This window comes from Devosia sp. SL43 (genome assembly GCF_021729885.1).
Classification (GTDB): Bacteria; Pseudomonadota; Alphaproteobacteria; order Rhizobiales; family Devosiaceae; genus Devosia.
In genome coordinates this window covers 3,988,225-4,009,687 of record NZ_CP063401.1, presented here as the reverse complement: position 1 = coordinate 4,009,687, position 21,463 = coordinate 3,988,225, and the positions used below count along the sequence as shown (strand labels likewise).

Annotated in this window: 12 protein-coding genes; 6 read left to right on the top strand and 6 right to left on the bottom strand. The window is 62.2% G+C overall.

Annotated elements, in window-relative coordinates; translation table 11 throughout:
• Positions 1-94 precede the first annotated feature (94 nt).
• Positions 95-1,144: a LacI family DNA-binding transcriptional regulator gene (locus IM737_RS19540; protein ID WP_236896950.1), complete on the top strand. Its 1,050-nt coding sequence runs from the start codon at positions 95-97 to the stop codon at positions 1,142-1,144.
• Positions 1,145-1,524: 380 nt separating this feature from the next.
• Here the strand turns inward: IM737_RS19540 and IM737_RS19530 are convergent, their stop codons facing one another.
• Complete coding sequence (locus IM737_RS19530; RefSeq protein ID WP_236899972.1) at positions 1,525-1,899, bottom strand: MerR family transcriptional regulator; 375 nt, start codon at positions 1,897-1,899, stop codon at positions 1,525-1,527.
• Between the two features lie 76 nt (positions 1,900-1,975).
• Between IM737_RS19530 and IM737_RS19525 the strand changes: the two genes are divergently transcribed.
• The 3 genes from IM737_RS19525 to IM737_RS19515 all read left to right on the top strand — a co-directional run bounded on the left by IM737_RS19525 (position 1,976) and on the right by IM737_RS19515 (position 6,487).
• Entirely contained in the window at positions 1,976-3,235 is a 1,260-nt protein-coding gene (locus tag IM737_RS19525) for an NADH:flavin oxidoreductase/NADH oxidase family protein (RefSeq protein WP_236896948.1), read from the top strand.
• Between the two features lie 547 nt (positions 3,236-3,782).
• Positions 3,783-5,141, top strand: a complete 1,359-nt coding sequence (locus IM737_RS19520; protein WP_236896946.1) for an FGGY-family carbohydrate kinase — start codon at positions 3,783-3,785, stop codon at positions 5,139-5,141.
• Positions 5,142-5,194: 53 nt separating this feature from the next.
• Positions 5,195-6,487 carry an NAD(P)/FAD-dependent oxidoreductase gene (locus IM737_RS19515; protein WP_236896945.1) on the top strand — a complete coding sequence of 431 codons (1,293 nt, stop codon included), beginning with the start codon at positions 5,195-5,197 and terminating at the stop codon, positions 6,485-6,487.
• Here the strand turns inward: IM737_RS19515 and IM737_RS19510 are convergent.
• Both IM737_RS19510 and IM737_RS19505 read right to left on the bottom strand, forming a co-directional pair.
• Complete coding sequence (locus tag IM737_RS19510; RefSeq protein ID WP_236896943.1) at positions 6,484-7,404, bottom strand: DMT family transporter; 921 nt, start codon at positions 7,402-7,404, stop codon at positions 6,484-6,486. The two genes, IM737_RS19515 and IM737_RS19510, sit on opposite strands and share 4 nt — an antisense overlap.
• A 108-nt stretch (positions 7,405-7,512) precedes the next feature.
• Positions 7,513-10,035, bottom strand: a complete 2,523-nt coding sequence (locus IM737_RS19505; RefSeq protein ID WP_236896941.1) for a beta-mannosidase — start codon at positions 10,033-10,035, stop codon at positions 7,513-7,515.
• Between the two features lie 252 nt (positions 10,036-10,287).
• On the opposite strand from IM737_RS19505, the gene IM737_RS19500 reads away from it, so the two are divergent.
• A complete protein-coding gene (locus IM737_RS19500) occupies positions 10,288-12,267 on the top strand; it encodes a putative bifunctional diguanylate cyclase/phosphodiesterase (RefSeq protein WP_236896939.1) in 1,980 nt (659 codons plus the stop codon).
• 2 nt (positions 12,268-12,269) lie between these two features.
• Here IM737_RS19500 and IM737_RS19495 read toward each other — a convergent pair whose 3' ends face one another.
• The 3 genes from IM737_RS19495 to IM737_RS19485 form a co-directional block, all read right to left on the bottom strand.
• Positions 12,270-14,138, bottom strand: coding sequence for an ABC transporter ATP-binding protein (locus tag IM737_RS19495; protein ID WP_236896937.1), 1,869 nt, complete (start codon positions 14,136-14,138; stop codon positions 12,270-12,272).
• A gap of 215 nt (positions 14,139-14,353) precedes the next feature.
• Positions 14,354-16,216, bottom strand: a complete 1,863-nt coding sequence (locus IM737_RS19490) for an ABC transporter ATP-binding protein (protein ID WP_236896935.1) — start codon at positions 16,214-16,216, stop codon at positions 14,354-14,356.
• 339 nt (positions 16,217-16,555) lie between these two features.
• Positions 16,556-18,406 carry an ABC transporter ATP-binding protein gene (locus IM737_RS19485; RefSeq protein WP_236896933.1) on the bottom strand — a complete coding sequence of 617 codons (1,851 nt, stop codon included), beginning with the start codon at positions 18,404-18,406 and terminating at the stop codon, positions 16,556-16,558.
• 324 nt (positions 18,407-18,730) lie between these two features.
• Here IM737_RS19485 and pepN point away from each other — a divergent pair, with 324 nt between their 5' ends.
• Positions 18,731-21,370: an aminopeptidase N gene (gene pepN, locus IM737_RS19480; RefSeq protein ID WP_236896931.1), complete on the top strand. Its 2,640-nt coding sequence runs from the start codon at positions 18,731-18,733 to the stop codon at positions 21,368-21,370.
• Positions 21,371-21,463 lie beyond the last annotated feature (93 nt).

Sequence of the window (21,463 nt, the reverse complement as noted above, 5' to 3'; positions counted from 1 at the left end):
AAACGTTTTGAGTCGATCTTCAGCGGGGGTCCGTTAACACTCTGTTAGCTTTCCAGCTACAACTTGCGGACCTTCAAATCGACGTGGACGCCTTATGCCCTCAACGCTCAAAGACATAGCGCGCGCGCTCGGTTTGTCACCAGCCACAGTCAGTCGTGCGCTAAACGGGTTCCCAGAGGTTAACGAAAACACCCGCATCAGAGTGACGGAACAAGCCGAGCGCCTGGGGTACCGGCCGAACCAACTTGCTCGCAAGCTCGTCAGTGGTCGCTCGGGAATTATCGCATTGGTGGTGCCTCATGCCGAGAGTTTGGCGGAAGACACCAGTTTCTTCGGCGTGGTAGCGGGTCTATCGACGGCCCTGGCGGCCCATGATCTCGACTTGATGTTGCACGTGGCTGCCGCTGGCGACGATGAATTGACGCCCTATCACCGCCTCATATCCAAGGGCGTGATCGACGGGTTCATCTTCAATTCGCCTCGTCTGGACGATCCCCGAATAGCTCTCGCCCGGGAACATAACTTGGCGTTTGTCGTCCACGGTCGCGTGAGCCCTCTTGATGAATATGCTTACTACGACATCGACAACCACTACGTTTCCTCGGCAGCAGTCACGATGCTCTGCGGGCTTGGCCACCGCCGCATTGCATTGATCAATGGACCTGAACACCACTCTTATGCCGTAGACCGTCGAACTGGATTCTTGGACACTCTGTCAGAACTGGGAATCCAGTCGTCAGAAGCCCCCATCTTGCATGGTGAGTTGACCGAACAGCATGGATATTCGGCTGTCATGCGTGCTTTGGAGTCGGATCGGCTCCGTTGCCCCACTGCGTTCGTCTGCGGTTCTGTCCAGATTGCAGCGGGCGCCCTCAGCGCGATCAGGGAGAAGGGGCTCCGGGTGCCGCAAGATATTTCCGTCATCGCCCACGATGACCACGTACCACATTACCACTCGTCCGAGATGTCCCCACCTCTGACCGTCACCAGTTCTCCGCTTACAGGCGCCTGCCGACCCTTGGCCGAACTGTTGGTGATGCAGTTGAACGGGAATCCTGAGAAGCGAAGCTTGCAGAAGAGGGAACTACCGAGCGTTCTTGTCCGCCAATCCACGGGACCCGTACCGCTGCGCGGGCCAAAGTGACCGCATAGATCGGGTGTCCGCCTAAATTTGCGGACCTATGGCCTTGAAAGACTGGCATCAAGGCAGGACGGACAATGGTGGTCACCACGGGTAGACCTCGTATATGGGCCTCGATTCTGGCCTTGCCGTCGTACCCGTCGGGCGCGGCACGCACTCCATTGGATGAACTGTAGACGATGTGTCTGGCGCCGCCTTCTACCGCCGCATCCGCGATGCTCGTGCCCCAGCACGAGGTGTCGGCAAGAATGGCACAGTCCGGGGAGACCGATTTTCGGCAAAGGACTATGGAACGGCCTCACGACTGACGCCCGGAGCCCCTGGCGCCGTTCAAAGCATCCCGTTTTCGTTCGCGGATGTCTCAGGTATCTTGTTCATCATGTCTAACCACTCACATCGCTTTCGGCAGGGATGCATTTCCGCTCCTCCTCCAGCAGTGTCGCCATTCGTTGCCGCACTTTCGTCAGGGCAGAAATGCGGGCATCGAGATCGGCAATCTTCCCCTCCAGCGCCGGGACAACGACGCCGGGGAGCGCCGCACCCCTGGAGAGCTGTGCCGTGAGCTCACGTATCTCTGCCAGTGTGAAGCCCAGTTCTTGCGCGTCGAGGATTGTTGTCAGCCTTTCCAGATCAGACGGCGCATATTCTCGGTAGCCGTTTTCGCCGCGAGATGCGGACTGCACGAGCCCATGTTTCTCATAGAACCGGATTCTGGATTTCCTAATCCCGCTCCTACGCGCCAACTCGCCTATCCGCATCATCTGCCTTGACCTTCAATCATGGTTGAAGGTTTAGTGTGATTGCGCTGTTACTTCAACTGGCTGCGCAAATCCCATGTCTCATCAATCTGCCCTTCTCCATTCGCTCACGCTGCCCAATGGCACGGTGCTTCCAAACAGGATTGCCAAGGCCGCGACCCAAGAGAATCTTGCCGACGATGATCATCAGCCCGGCGACAGAATGCTCAGGCTCTATTCGCGCTGGTCCGCAGCTGGAGCCGGTCTGATCATCACAGGAAATGTGATGATCGACGGCACGGCCATGACGGGTTCCGCCGATATCGTTCTTGATGCCCTCCAACCCCTTGAGCCGTTCCGAGCCTGGGCCGCTACCGCACGTCCCAGTGGTGGCCAAGTTTGGTTGCAGCTCAGCCATCCCGGCAGGCAAGTCTATTCGAACCTCGGGCAGCCAACAGTCGCCCCCTCGCCAGTAGCACTCAAGTTAGGCCGACTTTCTCCACTCTTTTTCAGCACACCAAAGGAACTGAGCGCTCAAGAAATAGAACGAATCGTTCAATCGTTTGCACGCTCGGCGTCCATGGCTGAACAGGCCGGCTTTGACGGGGTTGAGCTGCATGCGGCGCATGGCTATTTGATCAGCCAGTTCCTGTCGCCACTAACCAATCTTCGAAACGATCGTTGGGGCGGCTCTTTGGAGAAACGAGCGACATTTCTTATCGAGATTATCAAGGCGATACGGCTGCTGGTATCCCCTAAATTCTCTTTGGGGGTGAAGCTCAATTCCACTGACTTTCAGAAGGGCGGATTTCAAGTAGAAGATGCGTCAGCGGTGGTGGGGTTCCTCAATAGCCTTGATGTCGACCTGATTGAGATTTCCGGCGGAAGCTATGAAAGCCCCACCGGAATGAACGTGAACAAGGCCGATAGCACCCTTCGGCGTGAGGCATACTACATCGACTTTGCCCGCGAGATCAGTCGTACAGCGAAGATGCCGATCATGGTCACCGGGGGGATTTTGGATAGATCGACAGCGGAGCTAGCCTTGGAAGGCGGTGGATCGCATGCCGGAGTGTCCATGGTGGGAATCGCGACGGCCATGGTTTTCGAGCCGGACCTTCCACGACGTTGGCTTGCTGGCTTCGATGCGACAGTCGAGCTTCCCTGTTCGCCTTCGAGACCGAGAATTGTATCTATATTGGTTGAAGCTGCCCTGGCTCGGGAGCAAATTCGTCGCTTGGGACGCTCGGAGCGCACCAGACTTGCCGGGCCAGCTTTGCTACATGCAACCCGGGACTGGAGGCATGGGCAGAAAAGTAACTGCAATTACCGCCGGTGGATATCATCTCGGACGTGATCGCAGAGAGTCTCGCCCAATTGATCAAGGAAGACGAGATCCCCTGGTTGTCGAGGCGCAGCTTCGCAAACGAAGGGTGTCAGGTAGATTTCGTCCCCGGTTCGCAAATCCACTTCACCTGCTTTGCGCACCTGCGTGACATCGGGGACAGAGCCCCGGGCGGCGGCGCGGTAGCGACGTTTGCCAGGCGATCGCGGCGCGGGTGTCCTCGATCTGCGCCCATGCGGGCATTGACCACCTCGGCCGAACGCTCTTCGGTGAACAGAGGTATTCCGAAATTGGAGGGTGAACCATTGTATGCACGACGCGTGCACGTCGCCATGCAACTACTTTGATCCCTTAAATTATCCGTCCAGTCGATCATCGGGGCTACGCTGAAGCGTCGGGCGCGGGCGATAGAGGTCATTGGCGGGCACATAGCGCAGAATGCGGATTTTGGCCGGTCGCTGGCGGCAGAGCCGGATTGCACCGGACGCTAACATGTTAGCGATGGCGCTTGGATTTGAAATCCAGTATTGCGGCTGGATAACGTTCCACGAGCTCGTCCATGCCCCTGCCCCGCCTCATCGCTGTCATCGATATCGGCAAGACCAATGCCAAGGTGGTGCTGATCGACGCGGAGACGCGGAGCCAGCTGGCGGCGCGCAGCACGCCAAACACGGTGCGCCGTGACGGACTCTATCCGCATATGGATGTGGAGCGGCTATGGGGCTTCATCGTGGAGAGCCTCAAGGCGCTGCATGCCGAGCATGGCGTCGATGGGGTGTCGATCACGACGCATGGGGCGACAGCGGCGCTCATGGCGGGCAATCGCCTGGCGCTGCCGGTATTGGACTATGAGCATAGCGGGCCGGAGGAGACCGGCGAGGCCTATGGCGCGGCGCGGCCCGATTTTGCCGAGAGCCTGTCGCCGCGACTGCCGGTCGGGCTCAATCTGGGGGCGCAGATTTTTTGGCAGAGCCGGGTTTATGCTGACCGATTTGCCGAGGTAACTGACATCCTGATGTACCCGCAATATTGGGCGTGGCGGCTGACGGGCGTGATGGCGAACGAAGTGACGTCGCTGGGGTGCCACACCGATCTGTGGGCGCCGGACGCTTCAGCGTTTTCGAGTCTGGTGGTGAATGAGGGCTGGGCTGATCTGTTTCCGGCGGTGCGGCCGGCGGCATCGGTGCTGGGACCGATCACGGCGGATGTCGCGGCGATAACCGGGCTGCGGGCCGGTACGCCGGTGACGTGTGGCATCCACGATTCGAATGCGTCGCTGTTGCCGCATCTGGGACAGCACGAGGCGCCATTCACGATCCTGTCGACGGGCACCTGGGCCATTGCGATGACGGTCGGTGGCGATACCGGGCGGCTGGATCCCTTGCGGGATAGCCTGGCCAATGTCGATGCATTCGGGCGGCCCGTGCCGACGGCGCGGTTCATGGGCGGGCGGGAGTTCGACATGTTGGCGCCGGGCGCGGTGGCGCCGGACGCGGACGATATCGAAGCGGTGATCGCTGGCGGCATTCAGGCTCTGCCCAGTTTCGTGCCGGGCGTCGGGCCGTTTCCACAATCGGTCGGGCGCTGGACGGTAGAGCCGGAGACCCTGAGCGCGGGCCAGCGGACGGCGGCAGTTTCGCTTTATCTGGCGCTGGTGACCGAGGCCTGCCTGGGCCTCTGCGGATTGGGCCGCGAAATCATCATTGAGGGACCCTTGGCGCGGAACACGCTTTTTGCCGCTGCCCTGGGGCGGCTAACGGGCGCGAAAGTCAGCGCTTCAGGCGATGCGACGGGAACCAGCCTTGGCGCGAGCATGCTGTTTGGTGGACCGGCGGGAAGCAGTTCGGGGACGGTGATCGCCCCGCTGGAGCATGCCGGCTTCGACGACTACGCTGAGCGGTGGCGAGCCACGATCTAGTTTGCCATACAAGCCCTTAGGCACCACATAGTGGGCAGCCAAAGGAGGGCAGCATGGCCGGCAAGAGGCATCGCGTTGTTATCGTCGGCGGCGGCTTCGGCGGACTGGCTGCGGCGCAGGCACTTGAAAGGGCCGATGTCGACATCACCCTGATCGACCGGCGCAATCACCACCTGTTCCAGCCCCTGCTCTACCAGGTGGCGACGGCATCGCTCAGCACCTCGGAAATCGCCTGGCCGATCCGCCATATCCTGCGCAAGCGCAGTGAGGCGACGACGCTGCTGGCAACGGTCACCGGCGTCGATGTAGCCGGAAAGGCGGTGGTGCTGGAAGATGGCAGCCGCGTTCCCTATGACAGCCTGATCCTGGCGACCGGCGCCCGACATGCTTATTTCGGGCATGACGAATGGGAGCAGTTCGCACCGGGGTTGAAGACGCTCGAGGATGCGACCACCATCCGGCGCAAACTGCTGCTGGCCTTCGAGGCAGCGGAGCGGGAAACGGACCCAGCTAAACGCAAGGCGCTGCTGACGTTCGTGCTGATCGGCGCGGGACCCACAGGGGTCGAGATGGCGGGCGCCATTGTCGAGCTGGCGCGGGTGACGCTCAAAGGCGAGTTCCGCAGCATCTCGCCGGACGAGGCGCGGGTGGTGCTGATCGAGGGCGGCAAGCGGGTGCTGGCCAATTTCAAGCAGGAACTATCGGACTACACGCTCAAGGCCTTGCGCGACCTTGGCGTCGAGGTGGAACTGGGCGCGGCGGTGACCGAGATCGATGCCGGTGGCGTGGTCTATGGTGGCAAGCGGCTAGATGTCGCGACCATCATCTGGGCGGCAGGGGTGCAGGCGTCGCCGGCGGCAAAGTGGCTGGGCGTGGAGCCGGATCGGGCCGGGCGGGTGAAGGTCGAGGCGGACCTTACCGTGCCTGGGCATCCGGAGATTTTCGTGGTCGGCGACACGGCAACAATCACCATGCCTGATGGCAAGCCCGTGCCCGGTGTCGGCGACGGCGCCAAGCAGGGCGGCAAGCATGCGGCGCGGGTAATCAAGGCGCGGCTGGGGCGGTTCGGGCAACAGATCCCGTTCCGCTACAAGCATGCCGGCGACCTGGCGACCATCGGCAAGCGGGCGGCGGTGATCGATTTCGGACGGTTCCAGCTCAAGGGCTGGATGGCCTGGTGGGTCTGGGGAATCGCCCATATCTACTTCCTGATCGACACCAAGAACCGGCTCGCCGTGGCACTGAGCTGGTTGTGGATCTATCTCAGCGGCCAGCGCAGCGCCCGGCTGATCACGCAGGGCGATGCAGAGAAGAAAGCGCCGATCAAGGAAATGACTGAGGCCTAGTCGACGATGGCGTCGTCCACCGACGTCGCCCGCTTATTGAGCGAGCGTTCGCGCAGCCAGATGTAGAGACCGCTGGCGATGATGATGCTGGCGCCCAGGTAGAACCACTGGTCGGGTGGTTGGTTGAAGATCAGCCAACTGACGATGGCGAGGTAGAGCAGCGTCAGGTAGTTGAACGGCGCCAGTGTGGACGGCGGCGCGAAGCGGTGTGCCACCGAAATCAGGATATGGCCGATCATGCCCACGGTACCGGCGCCGAAGAAGGCCAGCCAGGTGATGCCGTCTGACGGCCAAACCCAGCCGGTGAAGGCAAAGGGCGTTATGAGCAGCAGGGCGACCGCGCCGGCATAGAACTGCTGGGTCAGGGCGGTATCGACGCCGGCCAGCTTGCGGGTGATGATCGAGAACAGGGCCACGAAGAAGGCTGCGACCAGGGCCAGCAGAGACGCTGGCTGGAACGCCTCGGTGCCCGGGCGTACAATGATCAGGATGCCGATGAAGCCGGCGATGATCGCCAGCCAGCGCCGCCAGCCAATCGTTTCCCCGAGCAATGGACCGGACAGCGCGCAGACCATCAGAGGGCTGGTGAAAATGAGTGCGCCGGTGACGGTGAGCGGCAGGTAGCGCATGGCGAGGAAGTTGCCACCGGTGGTCAGCAGCAGACACACGCCGCGCAGCACTTCCAGCTTCCAGTTGGCGGTGCGGAACAGCCCGCCGCGCCGCAATGGCCAGACGAAGACCAGGATCAGCGCAACGTGGACCGCATAGCGGATGAAGACGATCTCGCCCGTGGGGATGCCCTGATTGGACATCCACTTGGCGGAGGTGTCCAGGAACAGCAGGATCAACTGCGACAAGAGCAGTATGCCGATACCGGAATTGTGGCGCTCTTCGACGGGCGCAATCTGAGCGGACATGATGGTTCCGAAGGGCGGCAGAGGGTGGCGCGCTGTCTGGTCTAGCGATGAAAGATGCTGCCGCCCCTGTCAATGACAAGGGCGGCAAAACTTGTTCCTCAGAGCTGTTTAGAACGTCTCGCTGAGGTTCCGCACCTTGAGCGACTGTACCAGTTCTGCCGCAGACGGCGTGGCGCCGTGTCGGGGGGTGAAGGTTAGGTCGGTCTGGCGGCCCGGCAGGAGCGTGACGGCGTTGTCGGAGAAGTAGCCGGGAATATCGACCGTGGCGGTGACGAAGAGAGCCGGTTGGTCGCTGGTAAGGGTCAGCACCAGTTGGCCATCGACTTCGGACCAGGCGGCGCGGACCTTAGGCTGGACCAGTTCGTAGGCCTTGTAGGGCTTGGGGAAGTAGTCGTTTTCGCCGAGGAGGTTGCCCTTGGCGTCGCGCCAGGAGAAGAACAGGAACTCGTCGGCAGCAAGGCTGTCGAAGGGGATGGAGGTGACGGTGATCGCCCCATCCGGGCTGATGGCTGTATTGCCGGAGAAGACCACGCGATCACCACCCGCGATCTTCACGGCGCGCACTTCGAGCGCGATGCTGACCGGGCGACCGGTATCGTTTATGCCGCGGAACAGGATAGATGTCGGCGGCGCGTTCTCGACCGGCGTGCCGCGCGAATTGGTGGCGACTTCGTCGTGATGCGGCACGGCCACGACGTTGACCGGCAGGAAGAAGCGCTTGGCCATGTATTGCAGCAGCTTCCACTGCCCGCCGTAATCGAGGCTCGACCAGCTTGCCACCGGCCAGATGTCGTTGATCTGCCAGAACAGCGTGCCCATACAGCGCGGCTTGGTGGAGCGCCAGTATTCGATGGCGGTCTTGATGGCGAGACCCTGCTGGATCTGGCTGAGGAACACCATCTGGTCGAAATCGCGCGGGAAGCGGAAGTAGCGCGTCATGGTTTCGAGGATGCGCGCATTGCCGCCGGCATTGCGCTGGTGGTTTTCCATGACCGGCGATGACGGGTTGCGGTCCTTTTCCTCGGCAAAGGTCTCGATGACGTTCATCGAGGTGAAGGACTGGAAACCGAATTCGGAGGCGAAGCGCGGATTGACCGTGCGGTAGGCCTCGAACGGCTTGGCCGAATGCCAGACGTCCCAATAATGGGTGTCGCCACGGGTATCGGCGTGCCAGCCGTCGGAGAAGTCGAGGTAGCCCATGGATGGCGAGGACGGCCAGAAGCGACGGGCTGGGTCTTCATCCTCGACGATGTTGCCGAGCATGGAATTCAGACGGTCGTAATTGGCGACGTAGCGCTCGGGGGCGGCCTTGGTTTCGGGATACCAGTGCAGCGAACCGATGACTTCGTTGTCGCCGCACCAGAGGGCGACGGAGGCGTGGTGGCTGAGGCGGCGGACCTGCTGGGTGATCTCTGTCCGGACGTTGTCGAGGAATGGCCGGTCGGACGGGTAGCTCATGCAGGCGAACATGAAGTCGTGCCAGATCAGGATGCCGAGCTCGTCGCAGAGTTCGTAGAAGTAGTCGGGCTCGTACTGCCCGCCGCCCCAGATGCGCAGCATGTTCATGTTGGCGGCCTTGGCGCTGTCGAGCAGGTCGCGAATGACCGCAGGCGTGATGCGCGAGGGGATGGCGTCGGCCGGGATCCAGTTAGCACCGAGCATAGAAATGTCGCGGCCATTGATGCGGCACTTGAAGCTGTGGTCGATCTCGTCGGCCTCGACGATCCATTCGAGCTTGCGAAGGCCGATCTGGCGGGTGGTCTTTTCGCCTTCAAGATTGGTGACGAGCTCGTAGAGTGGCTGCTCGCCCTGCCCCGCCGGCCACCACAGGTTCGGATTGTGGACGGTGACATTGTGCGTGAAGACGTTCTCGCCCTTCTGCACCGAGACCTTGTCCGTGATCACCTGGCCATCGATGGTGTGTTCAAGTTCCACCTCACCGTGAGCGAAGGCGAAAAGCCGAGTCTTTATCGAGAGTTCGACCGAGTTCTGGCCATGGGCCTGATCGACCTGCACGCTCTCCTGGCGGGCGAGGCGCGACTTGCGCAGGCTCATCGTGCCATAGATGCCGATGGGCATGATGCAGATGCCCCAGTCCCAACCCGCGTGGCAGGCCGCCTTGCGGATGAAGTTCATGTGGATGCCCTTCAGGCCATTGGTCTGGTAGTTCTTGGTGAAGGGGATCGGGAACGGATGCGCGTCGGCGCGGGCCTTGGCGACGTCGGGGGCGATGGCGAACTCGATGCGCAGGGTATTGTCGCCCTGGCGGACCTTGCCTGACACATCGAAGTCGTTGCGGATGAAGCTGTTTTGCGTCTGGGCGATGACTTCGCCGTTGAGCAGGATGGTGGCGATGCAGTCGACCTCGGCCAGGGTCAGCGTCAGGTAGCCGTCGATATCGGCGGCGCTGGCGTTGAAGCTACGCTCGACCGACCAGGCGGTCTCGTTGACCCACATCACGGTCTTTTCGTTCTCGCCGTAATAGGGATCGGGGATGCGGTCGGCGGCCAACAGCGCGGTATGCACATCGCCCGGCAGGGTGATCGGCAGGCTGATGTCGCTCACTGACGGCGAGGACAAGGCGAAGGTGCCCGCCAGATCGAGGGCGGAATAAGTGGCTGGGATGGGCATCGTGGTCTCCTCGGGCCGCGCGGCGCATTGCGGGCGTTTAGGCGCGCCGGATATTCCCAGCGCAATCGATTTCATGGAGGGTTCTACCCGGTCTTGCCGCGGCTTCCAATGGGGCCGAAAGTGAAAATTTCGGGTGTTTTGCATCGTTGCACATGCAGAAATCAGCCAGGGAAGGTCCGATAGCGCGAGCGTTTACGTATGTGTTAGGGTTTGTGCTTGTACCGTGGGTCTTGAACGAGGGGGCTCGTGGCCATGTCGGCGGTAAAGTCAGTGTTGCGGTTCTTTGCCGTTCCGGAGGATCCGGAACTGGTCTTGGCCCAGGCGCGTGCCCTGTCCCGGCAAATTCCGCTGCTCTATGCGATGCTGCTGGCCAATACGTTTATCCTGGCGGCTACCCACCTGCACACCGCCCCCGCAATGCTTACTGCCTATGTGCCGGCCTTGCTCACCGTCATCAGCGTGGCTCGCCTGACCTTTTGGTGGCGCGGTCGCAATGTGATCCTCAGCCTCGAGAAGGCCCGAAGAACGCTCACCGTGCTGCTGGTCGTGGCAGCGGTGCTGGCCATCGGGTTCACAACATGGTCGCTCAGCCTGTTTCAGTATGGCGACGCCTATCAACGGTCGCATGTCGCCTTCTACATGGGCATTACCAGCATTGGCTGCATGTTCTGCCTGATGCATGCCCGGGGTGCGGCGTTGATCGTGGCGATCTGCGTGATGGGTCCATTCCTGGTGATGTTTGCCACGGCCGGCCAGCAGACATTCATGGCCATCGCCATCAACATGGTGCTGGTGCTCGCCGCACTGATCTTCATCATGCTCAACAACTATCGCGATTTTAGCGCGCTGGTCGCATCGCGGTCCGAAATGGTGCGCAAGCAGGTAGAGACGCAGCGCCTGTCGGACGAGAATTATCGGCTGGCCAATGTCGACAGCCTGACCAACCTGCCCAACCGGAGACGGTTCGAGCAGCATCTGCGGGAGGCGCTGGCCAGGGCCCAGGCCGATGGCAGCCAGATCGCCGTGGCACGGCTGGACCTCGACAGCTTCAAGTCGATCAACGATATTTTTGGCCAGATCGCCGGCGACCAGGTGCTGATCGAAGTCGGCCACCGCATCAATGCTTTGCGGCGGCCGTCGACATTTGTGGCCCGGCTTGGCTCGGACCAGTTTGCGCTGGTGCTGGATGGCGCCAATGACGAGGCCTCGCTACAAGCCTGCGGCGATGTGCTGACGGCGGCCATGCGGCCATCGTTCGAGACCAAGCTTGGCACGGTGCATCTATCGGCATCGGCCGGCTTCGCACTGTCGCGGGCTGGCGATACGGCGGACACGCTTTACGACCGCGCCGACTACGTGACCTGGGTCGCCAAGCGCGAGACACGCGGCCGGGCCGTGGTGTTTTCGGATCGTCACGCCGACGAGTTGAACCGCGTGCGGCGAATGGAGCATGCACTGCACACGGCCAACCTGGACGCCGAACTCTACATCCTGTTCCAGCCGCAATTCGATATCGCCAGCAACGGCACGACCGGCTACGAGGTGCTGGCGCGCTGGCGTAGTCCGGTGCTGGGCGAGGTGTCGCCGGCGGAATTCATTCCGCTGGCCGAGCGTACGGGGACGATCTCCAAGATCACCCAGACGGTGCTCCGTAAGGCGCTGGCGGTGTCGGGGAGGCTGCCCAAGCCGCTGCGATTGTCGGTCAATCTGTCGGCGCATGACCTGGGCTCGGCAACAGCCATCGAAGCGATTGCTGCGTTGGTGGCCCAGGCGGGCAAGCCATGCCGGATCGACTTCGAAATTACCGAAACTGCCGTTATGCGGGACATGGACCAAGCCAACCAAGCCCTGCTGGCCTTGCTGGCTTTGGGCTCGCGCATTGCGCTGGACGATTTCGGCACCGGACATTCGAGCTTGACCCATGTGCAGAAGCTGCCGCTGGATCGCATCAAGGTCGACCGCAGCTTCGTGGCGGAAGTCTCCAATGATCCGACCAGTCGCGCTATCATCAAGACGACGATCGACCTGTGCCGCAACCTCGGCATTTCCTGCGTGTTCGAGGGCATCGAGACCGAAGAGCAGCTCGAGGCGCTGATTGGACTGGGCGGCACCGTGATGCAGGGCTACCTGTTCGGCCGCCCGATGAACGAAGAACTGGCTCTGAAGCATCTGGACAACGAACGCCAGGACTGGGGCGGCGGTCGCAGCCGCATGTTCGGCGCCGTCAGCTAGCCTTATTCCGCAGCGTCGAGATCGAGGAAGCCGCCGGACTGGCGTTGCCAGAGCTGGGCATATTGCCCACCCGCAGCCAGAAGCTGAGCGTGGGTGCCCTGCTCGATGATCCTGCCCTTCTCCAACACCACAAGCCGGTCCATGGCAGCGATGGTGGACAGCCGATGGGCAATGGCGATCACCGTCTTGCCCTGCATGAGGGTGGTGAGCTGTTCCTGGATCGCCGCCTCGACCTCGGAATCGAGCGCGGACGTGGCTTCGTCGAGTACCAGGATGGGGGCGTTTTTGAGCAGCACGCGGGCGATGGCGACGCGCTGGCGCTGACCACCGGAAAGCTTGACACCACGTTCGCCGACCTGGGCGTCGTAGCCGGTGCGGCCACGGAAATCGACGAGGTTGTCGATGAATTCGTCGGCCTCGGCCATTTGGGCGGCGCTGATCATGTCCTCGTCGGTGGCATCGGGGCGGCCGAAGACGATGTTGGCGCGGACGGAGCGGTGGAGCAGCGCGGTATCCTGGGTCACGACGCCGATATTGGCGCGGAGAGAGGCCTGGGTGACGCGGGAGATGTCCTGGCCATCGATGGTGATGCGACCGCCTTGCAGGTCGTAGAAGCGGAGCAGCAGGTTGACCAGGGTCGACTTGCCGGCGCCCGAACGGCCGATGAGGCCGACGCGTTCGCCGGGGGCGATGGTGAGATCGAGCTGCTCGATGACGCCGCTCGGCTTGCCGTAGTGGAAATCGATACGCTCGAAATTGATGGCGCCCTGCGTCACGACCAATGGCTTGGCGTCGGGCGCATCGACCAAACCGAGGGGGCGGGCGATGAGGTCGGCTGAGTTCTGCGCCGTGCCGTAATTGCGCATGAGACCATTGAGCTGGTTCATCATGCGGCCGAGCAGGTTGTAGAGGCGCAGGACCAGGCCGAGCGTGAAGGCGACGCCGCCGACCGAGATGAGGCCCTGCGTCCACAGATGCACCGAGAGAGCGCCGATGCCTGCTATGGCGATGCCTGACAGCATTCCCATGGCGGTGCGCACGCCGACGAGCGTGCGGGCCAGCGCCGTCATCGAGGTCAGGAAATTGTCGAAGCCGCGACGGACGAAGCGATCGTCCTGATCGCTGGAGCCGAAAAGCTTGAGCGTCTGGATGTTGGAGAAGCTGTCCACCACCCTGCCCGTCAACGCCGAGGCGGCTTCGGCTGCCGCGGCAGAGCGGGAGCGCATGCGTGGCACGTAGTAGGCGGCGAGGCCCGAGAAAGCGACAATCCACAGGGCGACGGCGACGCCGAGTCGCCAATCGAGCTGGGCGACAAGAACCAGGGTAGCGATGGCGTAGACCGCGATGAACCACACGACTTGCAGCAGCGCGACCATGAAATCGCCCACCGCGCCGCCGCTCTGCCAGACCTTGCTCGCGATGGAGCCGGCGAAATCGTTCTGGAAGAAGCTCAGGTTCTGGCGGATGACGTGGGCATAGGCCTGCCAGCGGACGAGATTGTAGAAGCCGAGATTGACCGTCTGCTCTTCGACCACCGCTGAGAGCCAGGTGACGATGAAGCGGACGCCCAGCACGACGACGAGCATGATCGCCAGCTCGCTGCCGCTGGCGGCGATGAGTCCGGACCAGCCGCTGGCCTGGTTGGCGGCATCGAGAATGTCGACGAGGCGGCCGACATAATAAAACAAGGCCGCTTCCACCAGCGCCACGGCACCGCCCAGGATCAGCAGCGACAGGAAGGGCAGCTTGGCCTGGCCGATATAGTGCCAGAAGAAACCCGGCCCCGAGGACGGTGGCTGGAGATTGTCGACGGGTCGGAAGGGGTCGAGCCACGACTCGAATATGCGGTGGAGGGGCGAGAAGAGGCTCATGGGATTACGCTAGTGCTCAATCTGTGGCCGAACAACGGTTGCTGGTGCAAATCACTCCGCTGCGACCAAGGAAGGATACCCCCACCTAACCTCCCCCTGAAAAGGGGGAGGGACAGATCGGGTATGAGGCAACATTTTGGACAACCCCACCGGCCGGATTCCTCCCCCTTGTCAGGGGGAGGCTAGGTGGAGGTATTCTTGCTTGCTTTGGACGGCTATTGCGCCGCCACCGCGTCCAGATCGAGGAAGCCGCCCGACTGGCGTTCCCAGAGGTGGGCATAGTGGCCGCCCGAGGCCAGGAGTTGGGCGTGGGAACCTTCTTCCACGATCTTGCCCTGCTCCAGGATGACCAGCCGATCCATCGAGGCGATGGTGGAGAGGCGGTGGGCGATGGCGATCACCGTCTTGCCCTGCATCAGCGTCGTCAGTTGCTCCTGGATCGCCGCTTCGACTTCGGAATCGAGGGCCGAGGTCGCTTCGTCGAGCACCAGGATGGGGGCGTTCTTGAGCAGCACGCGGGCGATGGCGACGCGCTGGCGCTGGCCACCCGAGAGCTTGACTCCGCGTTCGCCGACATGGGCGTCGTAGCCGGTGAACCCTTTGGGATCGACCAGCGACATGATCACGTCATGCACCTTGGCCTGCTCGGCGGCCCGGATCATCTCTTCGTCACTCGCATTCTGGCGGCCGTATTTGAGATTTTCGCGGATCGACCGGTGCAGCAGCGAGGTGTCCTGGCTGACCAGACCGATCGCGGCGCGCACGCTTTCCTGCGTCACGTCGCGAACGTCCTGCCCGTCTATGCGGATGGCGCCATCCTGCACATCGAACATGCGCAGGGCCAGGTTCACCAGCGTCGACTTGCCCGAGCCGGAGCGTCCGACTAAGCCGATCTTCTCGCCCGGCGCGACCGTCAGGTTGAAGGCGTCGATCACGCTCCCCTGCTTGCCCCGCCAGTAGTTGAAGCTGACATTGTCGTAATGCAGCTCGCCCTTGCTGACCGCGAGCGGCTTGGCTTCCGGCTTGTCTAACATGGTCAGGGGCTGGGCGATGGTGTCCATCGAGTCCCTGACATTGCCGACCTGGCGGAAGATGTTGGAGCCGATTTCGAGGATCCAGCCACTCATATTCATGATCTGCAGCGCGAACGGAATGGCCGTCGCCACGGCAGCCGCCGAGAGCACGCCCTGGTTCCAGCCGGTCAGCGCAATCCAGGTGACCGAGACCACCAGGCCCGCATTGAGCAGGAACAGGATCGACCACATGTAGGTGAACACCCGCATCAGCTTACGGAAGCTGACGGCGTGGTCGTTGATCGAGTCAGCGACGTAGAGGTCTTCGTGCTCGCCGGTCGAGAAAGTCTTGAGCGTCTGGATGTTGGTGTAGCTGTCGACGATCCGGCCGGTCATCACCGATTTGCTCTCCGAGAGTTCCTCGGAATAGCGGGCGATGAGCGGCATGGTGATGGTGAAAAGGATGGCATAGAGCAGCAGCCAGACGCCGACGGGCACTAGCAGAACCAGGTCGAGCTGCGCCAGCACAATGATGGCCACCACCACGAAGACGAGCGCATACCATGCGGCGTCGATGGTGAGGTTCACGCCGATTTCGATGGCTTCGCCGGCCTGGATGATCTTGTTGGCGATGCGGCCGGCAAAATCGTTCTGGAAGAAGGTCCAGCTCTGCCGGATGACATGCCAATGGCTCTGCCAGCGCACAAGATCGACCAGGTTGGGGACGATGCCATGGTTGCGGATCAGCGTATCGAGCAGGAAGGTCAGCGGGCGCACGACCACCACGACAACGATCATCCAGAGAAAGGTCTGGCCGTTCACGGTGAACATGTCGCCGGGACTGGTGGTGGCCAGCATGCCGACCACGAGGCCGACAAAGACGGGCATCAGCGCGTCGGCGATGGAGCCGATCGAGACCAGCGCAATGCGGATGATGAAGGCCGCGCGGAACTGATCGATGAAATAGCTGACGAAAGGACGGAGGCCCATGGGCGGCTGCCGATCCTTGGCGAGCGCGGTGGGCGAATAGAGATGGTCGAAATAGTCGATGACGCGGTTGAACATTTTGAGCTCATTATTGTGAGCCGCGCCTGACGGAGTTTCTGGCTCAGGTCAGGTTCGGTATCGGTCCATGGGTTTGCGACGTTGGCTCAGTGCCCCGGGATTGGTTGCGGGACCCGCGCTCGCGGTAATGGCCGTTTCGGTATTGTCACCCATTGGGGTTCTCCTTGGTTGAGGTTAGGATGCTTCAGTCGACACCCTCCCCCTTGAGGGCAGGGATCAAGGGAGGGGGTCTGTTCGTGGTCACTAAGCCACCCCCTCCCCAGCTTCGCTACGGCCTTCCGGCCTAGCTGCGCTACCCTCCCCTCAAGGGGGAGGGTGGGCAGACTGCTGGTATCTCGTTCATTGCGCCGCCTCTTCCGGTTGGTCGGCGTCGATGAAACCGCCGGACTGGCGGTGCCACAGGCTTGAATAGATGCCGCCGGTCTCGAGCAGCTGGGCATGGGTGCCGGTCTCGACCACCTTGCCCTGATCGAGCACCACCAGCCGGTCCATCATGGCGATGGTCGAGAGGCGGTGGGCGATGGCAATCACGGTCTTGCCCTTCATCAGCAGCTGCAACTGGCCCTGGATGGCGGCCTCGACCTCGGAATCGAGGGCCGAGGTGGCTTCGTCCAGCACCAGGATGGGCGCATTCTTCAGCAGCACGCGGGCGATGGCAATGCGCTGGCGCTGCCCGCCGGACAGCTTGACACCGCGCTCGCCGACATGGGCATCGAAGCCCTTGCGGCCATGCAGGTCGCTGAGGCCGAGGATGAAGTCGGTCGCCTCGGCAAGGTCGGCGGCTTCCCGCATCATCTCCTCTGTCGCGTCGGGGCGGCCGTAGATGATGTTGTCGCGCACCGAGCGGTGCAGCAGCGAGGTATCCTGCGTCACCACGCCGATATTGGCGCGCAAGCTGTCCTGCGTGACCTTGGCGATGTCGTGCCCGTCGATCAGGATGCGGCCATCGGCGCGGTCGTAGAAGCGCAGCAGCAGGTTGACCAGGGTCGACTTGCCGGCGCCGGAACGGCCGACAAGGCCGATCTTCTCGCCCGGCCGGATATGCAGGTTAAGGTTGTCGATGACGCCCGATGTCTTGCCGTAGTGGAAGCCGACATTCTCGAACTTGATGTCGCCCTTGACCGTGCCGATCGGCTCCGCACCCTTGGTGTCGGAGACGACGCGGGACACCGAGAGCGAGGCGATGCCGTCGCGCACGGTGCCGATATTTTCGAACAGCGATGACATTTCCCACATGACCCACTGGCTCATGCCCTGGAAGCGCATGACGAGGCCAAGCGAGACAGCGAGTGCACCCGGGCTCATCAGGCCATTGAGCCAGAGCCAGATGCCGGTGGCGCCGGTCGCAAACAGCAGCAGCGAATTGGACCACAGCACCAGCATGTTGAGCACGGTGAAGAGGCGCATCTGCCGATAGGCGGTGTCGAGGAACTGGTCCATCGCCTCCTTGGCGAACTTTTCTTCGCGATTGGAATGGCTGAACAGCTTCACCGTGGCGATGTTGGTGTAGCTGTCGACGATGCGGCCGGTCATCAGCGAGCGGGCATCGGCCTGGGCCTCGGAAATCTTGCCCATGCGAGGGATGAAATAGACCATCATCGAGACATAGGCGGCCAGCCAGACCAGGAATGGTATAGCCAAGCGCCAATCTGCCGAAGCCGCCAGGATCACCGCGCCGGTGAAATAGACGACGACATAGACCAGCATATCGAGCAGCTTCATCACCACTTCGCGCACGGCGAGCGAGGTCTGCATCAGCTTGGCGCCGATGCGACCAGCGAACTCGTCCTGGAAGTAGCTCATCGACTGACGGATCAGGTAGCGATGGCTCATCCAGCGAATGCGCTGGGGGAAATTGCTCAGCAGGGTCTGGTGCATGGTCAGCGTGGAGACCAGCGCGAAGACCGGCAGGATGAAGACCACCATTGCGCCCATCAGCGCGAGCTTCCAGCCGTCGGTGGCGAGGAACGTCTCGGGATCGGCTCCAGCCAGCCAGTTCACCACATCGCCGATAAAGCCGAAGATGACGATTTCGCCGATGGCGACCGATGCAGCCGCGAAGGCCATCAAAGCCAGCCACTTCTTGGCGCCGTGGCTATAGTGCAGGCAAAAGGCGAGCAGTCCCTTGGGTGGCTCGGTTGGCTCACCCAGCGGATAGGGATTGAGACGCCGTTCAAACCAACGCAGCATAGTCGACCACCATAGTTACGCCCGAAGGGGCAGTTGTGCTTGGCCATCGCTCTACAACCTCAAGCGCACTTGAGGTCAAGGCAGGATCGGCCCAAGGCAACGTGCCGTTCGGGAATGTCGGATAACGCGCTCGATACGCCCGCAATTGGCGCAGAGGAGACACGTGTCGCGACCAGAGGAAGCCCCCTCCCCAATGCCGTCCCAATTGGCGTAGAAGAGTGAGCCTGTGAGGTCGCTGGCTGAACAGGATACACGAAAGCGCCGAGTCTGCTGTTGCGGCGCAGCCACAATCGATTTCAGACCGACGTTTTGACGGACCCCTTCATGCGCACCGAGACCGAACACACGATTTACCTCAAGGACTATGCTGCCAGCCCCTACCGGATTGTGTCAGTAGACCTCGACTTTCGGATTTTGCCCGAGGGGACGCGGGTTATCTCGCAGCTGACCATCGAGCCGCAGGAGACTACGGCTCCCGGCACCCCGCTGGTGCTTGACGGGGACGATCTGGCGCTGGGTTCGATCGCCATCGACGGCGCGCCGCTGGTGCTCTCGGCCTATGCTGCAGATACCAACGGGCTCACCGTGTTCGAGCCACCGCTGCGGCGCTTTGTGCTGGAGACCGAAGTCAATCTCAAGCCCGAGGGCAATACCAAGCTGATGGGGCTCTATCGCTCCAGCGGCACGTGGTGCACGCAATGCGAGCCCGAGGGCTTCCGCCGCATCACCTATTACCTGGACCGGCCGGATAATCTCGCGACGTTCAAGGTGACCATGGTGGCGCCGCGCGATGTGGCGCCGGTGCTGCTGGCCAATGGCAATCTGGTCGGCGAAGGCGATGCCGGAGACGGCATGCACTTCGCCATCTGGGAAGACCCCTTCCCCAAGCCGGCTTACCTGTTTGCGCTGGTGGCGGGCGACCTGGGTTCGATCACCGACAGCTTCACCACGGCATCGGGCCGCAAGGTCGAACTTGCCATCTACTGCACGCATGGCAAGGAACAGCAGTGCCTGTGGGCCATGGATAGTCTCAAGCGCTCGATGGCGTGGGACGAGAAGCGGTTCGGACGCGAGTATGACCTCGACATCTTCAACATCGTGGCCGTCAGCGATTTCAACTTCGGCGCGATGGAGAACAAGGGTCTCAATATCTTCAACGACAAGCTGGTCTTCGCCCAGCCGGAGACGGCGACCGATGCCGATTACGAGGGCATCGAGCGGGTCATTGCGCACGAATATTTCCACAACTGGACCGGCAACCGCATCACCTGCCGCGACTGGTTCCAGCTCTGCCTCAAGGAAGGGCTGACGGTCTATCGCGACCAGGAATTCACCAGCGACGAGCGCTCGCGCGCAGTGAAGCGTATCTCGGATGTGGTGAGCTTGCGCGGTGCGCAGTTCCCCGAGGATGGCGGGCCGCTGGCCCACCCTGCCCGGCCGGATCAGTATCGCGAGATCAACAACTTCTATACGGCCACCGTCTACGAGAAGGGCGCCGAGATCGTGCGCATGCTGGCGACGCTGCTGGGCGAAGCCGGCTTCCGCAAGGGCATGGACCTCTATTTCGAGCGCCACGATGGCGAGGCGACGACGATCGAGGCGTTCCTCGCCGTGTTTGCCGAGGCCAATGGCATCGACCTGGAGCAGTTCAAGACCTGGTATCTGCAGGCAGGTACGCCGCGCCTCACTGTCAGCGACAGCTACGACGCCACGACGCAGACTTACACGCTCAAGCTGAGCCAGGAGACGCTGCCGACGCCGGGCCAGCCGACCAAGGAGGCGCTGGTGCTGCCGATTAAGTTCGGTCTCATCGACCCCAATGGCAGCCCGATGGCGTGGGGCGGCGTCAGTGGCGCCGAGGTGCGGGACGAGATGATCGTGCTCAACGGCGCGTCGGCGGAAGTGACGTTTACGGGCATCGCCAACAAGCCTGTCCCGTCGCTGCTGCGCGGCTTCTCGGCGCCGGTCAACATGACAACCAACCTGACGCAGGACGACCAGTTGTTCTTGGCCCGGCATGACAGCGATCCCTTCAATCGTTGGCAGGCATTGCAGGATGTCGGCATGGCGCTGGCGGTGGATGCAATCAACGGCAAGCCGTGGAGTGCTGAGGCGGCCAAGGCGCTCAGCGACGCGTTCGGCGATACGCTGGCCGGCGAGACGCTGGACGATGCATTCAAGGCGCTGGCGCTGAGCCTGCCGGCCGAGGCGCAGATCGGTCGGACCATTGGCAAGGATATCGATCCGTCGCAGGTTCATGCTGTCCGTGACGACCTGCTAAAGGCCGTGTTCGGCCCACTGGCGCTGCCAATGCTCAGGGCTTATCGGGCTTTGGCAAGCGACCTGCCCTATGCGCCCGATGCTGCCAGCAATGGCCGCCGTGCGCTGCGCAACCGGCTGCTCGGCCTGCTCGTTGCCAGCGAAGCGGCTGGTGCGGCAAGTCTGGCTGCCCAGCAATATGCGGAGGCCCGCAACATGACCGACCGGCTGGCGGCGCTGGGCGCCAGCGCCGTCGCCTGGACGGCTGATGCCCCAGCCATGCTGGCCGACTTCCATGCCCGCTTTGCCGCCGATCCGCTGGTCTACGACAAGTGGCTGGCGGTGACCGCTTCGGTACCGCAGGACGGGGTGATCGAGCGTATCCGTACGGTGCTGGCCGACCCGGCTTTTCCGCGCACCAATCCCAATCGCCTACGCTCGCTAATGGGCACCTTCGCCATGAGCAATCCGACGCAATTTGCCCGGGCCGATGGCGCTGGTTTCCGCTTCGTCGCCGATTTCGTGGCCGAAGTGGACAAGATCAACCCGCAGGTGGCAGCGCGCGTGCTGACCGGCTTCCGGGTGTGGCCGATGCTCGAAAGCGAGCGGCGCGACGCAGCGAAGTCGGCGCTTACCGGCCTGCAGTCCGTAAATTCCCTGAGCCGCAATACCGCAGACATACTGACCCGCATGTTGGCAAGCTAAACATCCGGTAATGTTGGAAGAATTTTTCTTCGCCGCTAAGTGATTCAGCCGACTCGCGATTTCGCGAGTTGGCCCATTTCCCCTCCACAAGGG

Coding starts and splice junctions, on each gene's coding strand:
- IM737_RS19540 (WP_236896950.1), top strand. CDS start 95: ATGCCCTCAACGCTCAAAGACATAGCGCGCGCGCTCGGTTTGTCACCA.
- IM737_RS19530 (WP_236899972.1), bottom strand. CDS start 1,899: ATGCGGATAGGCGAGTTGGCGCGTAGGAGCGGGATTAGGAAATCCAGA.
- IM737_RS19525 (WP_236896948.1), top strand. CDS start 1,976: ATGTCTCATCAATCTGCCCTTCTCCATTCGCTCACGCTGCCCAATGGC.
- IM737_RS19520 (WP_236896946.1), top strand. CDS start 3,783: ATGCCCCTGCCCCGCCTCATCGCTGTCATCGATATCGGCAAGACCAAT.
- IM737_RS19515 (WP_236896945.1), top strand. CDS start 5,195: ATGGCCGGCAAGAGGCATCGCGTTGTTATCGTCGGCGGCGGCTTCGGC.
- IM737_RS19510 (WP_236896943.1), bottom strand. CDS start 7,404: ATGTCCGCTCAGATTGCGCCCGTCGAAGAGCGCCACAATTCCGGTATC.
- IM737_RS19505 (WP_236896941.1), bottom strand. CDS start 10,035: ATGCCCATCCCAGCCACTTATTCCGCCCTCGATCTGGCGGGCACCTTC.
- IM737_RS19500 (WP_236896939.1), top strand. CDS start 10,288: ATGTCGGCGGTAAAGTCAGTGTTGCGGTTCTTTGCCGTTCCGGAGGAT.
- IM737_RS19495 (WP_236896937.1), bottom strand. CDS start 14,138: ATGAGCCTCTTCTCGCCCCTCCACCGCATATTCGAGTCGTGGCTCGAC.
- IM737_RS19490 (WP_236896935.1), bottom strand. CDS start 16,216: ATGTTCAACCGCGTCATCGACTATTTCGACCATCTCTATTCGCCCACC.
- IM737_RS19485 (WP_236896933.1), bottom strand. CDS start 18,406: ATGCTGCGTTGGTTTGAACGGCGTCTCAATCCCTATCCGCTGGGTGAG.
- pepN (WP_236896931.1), top strand. CDS start 18,731: ATGCGCACCGAGACCGAACACACGATTTACCTCAAGGACTATGCTGCC.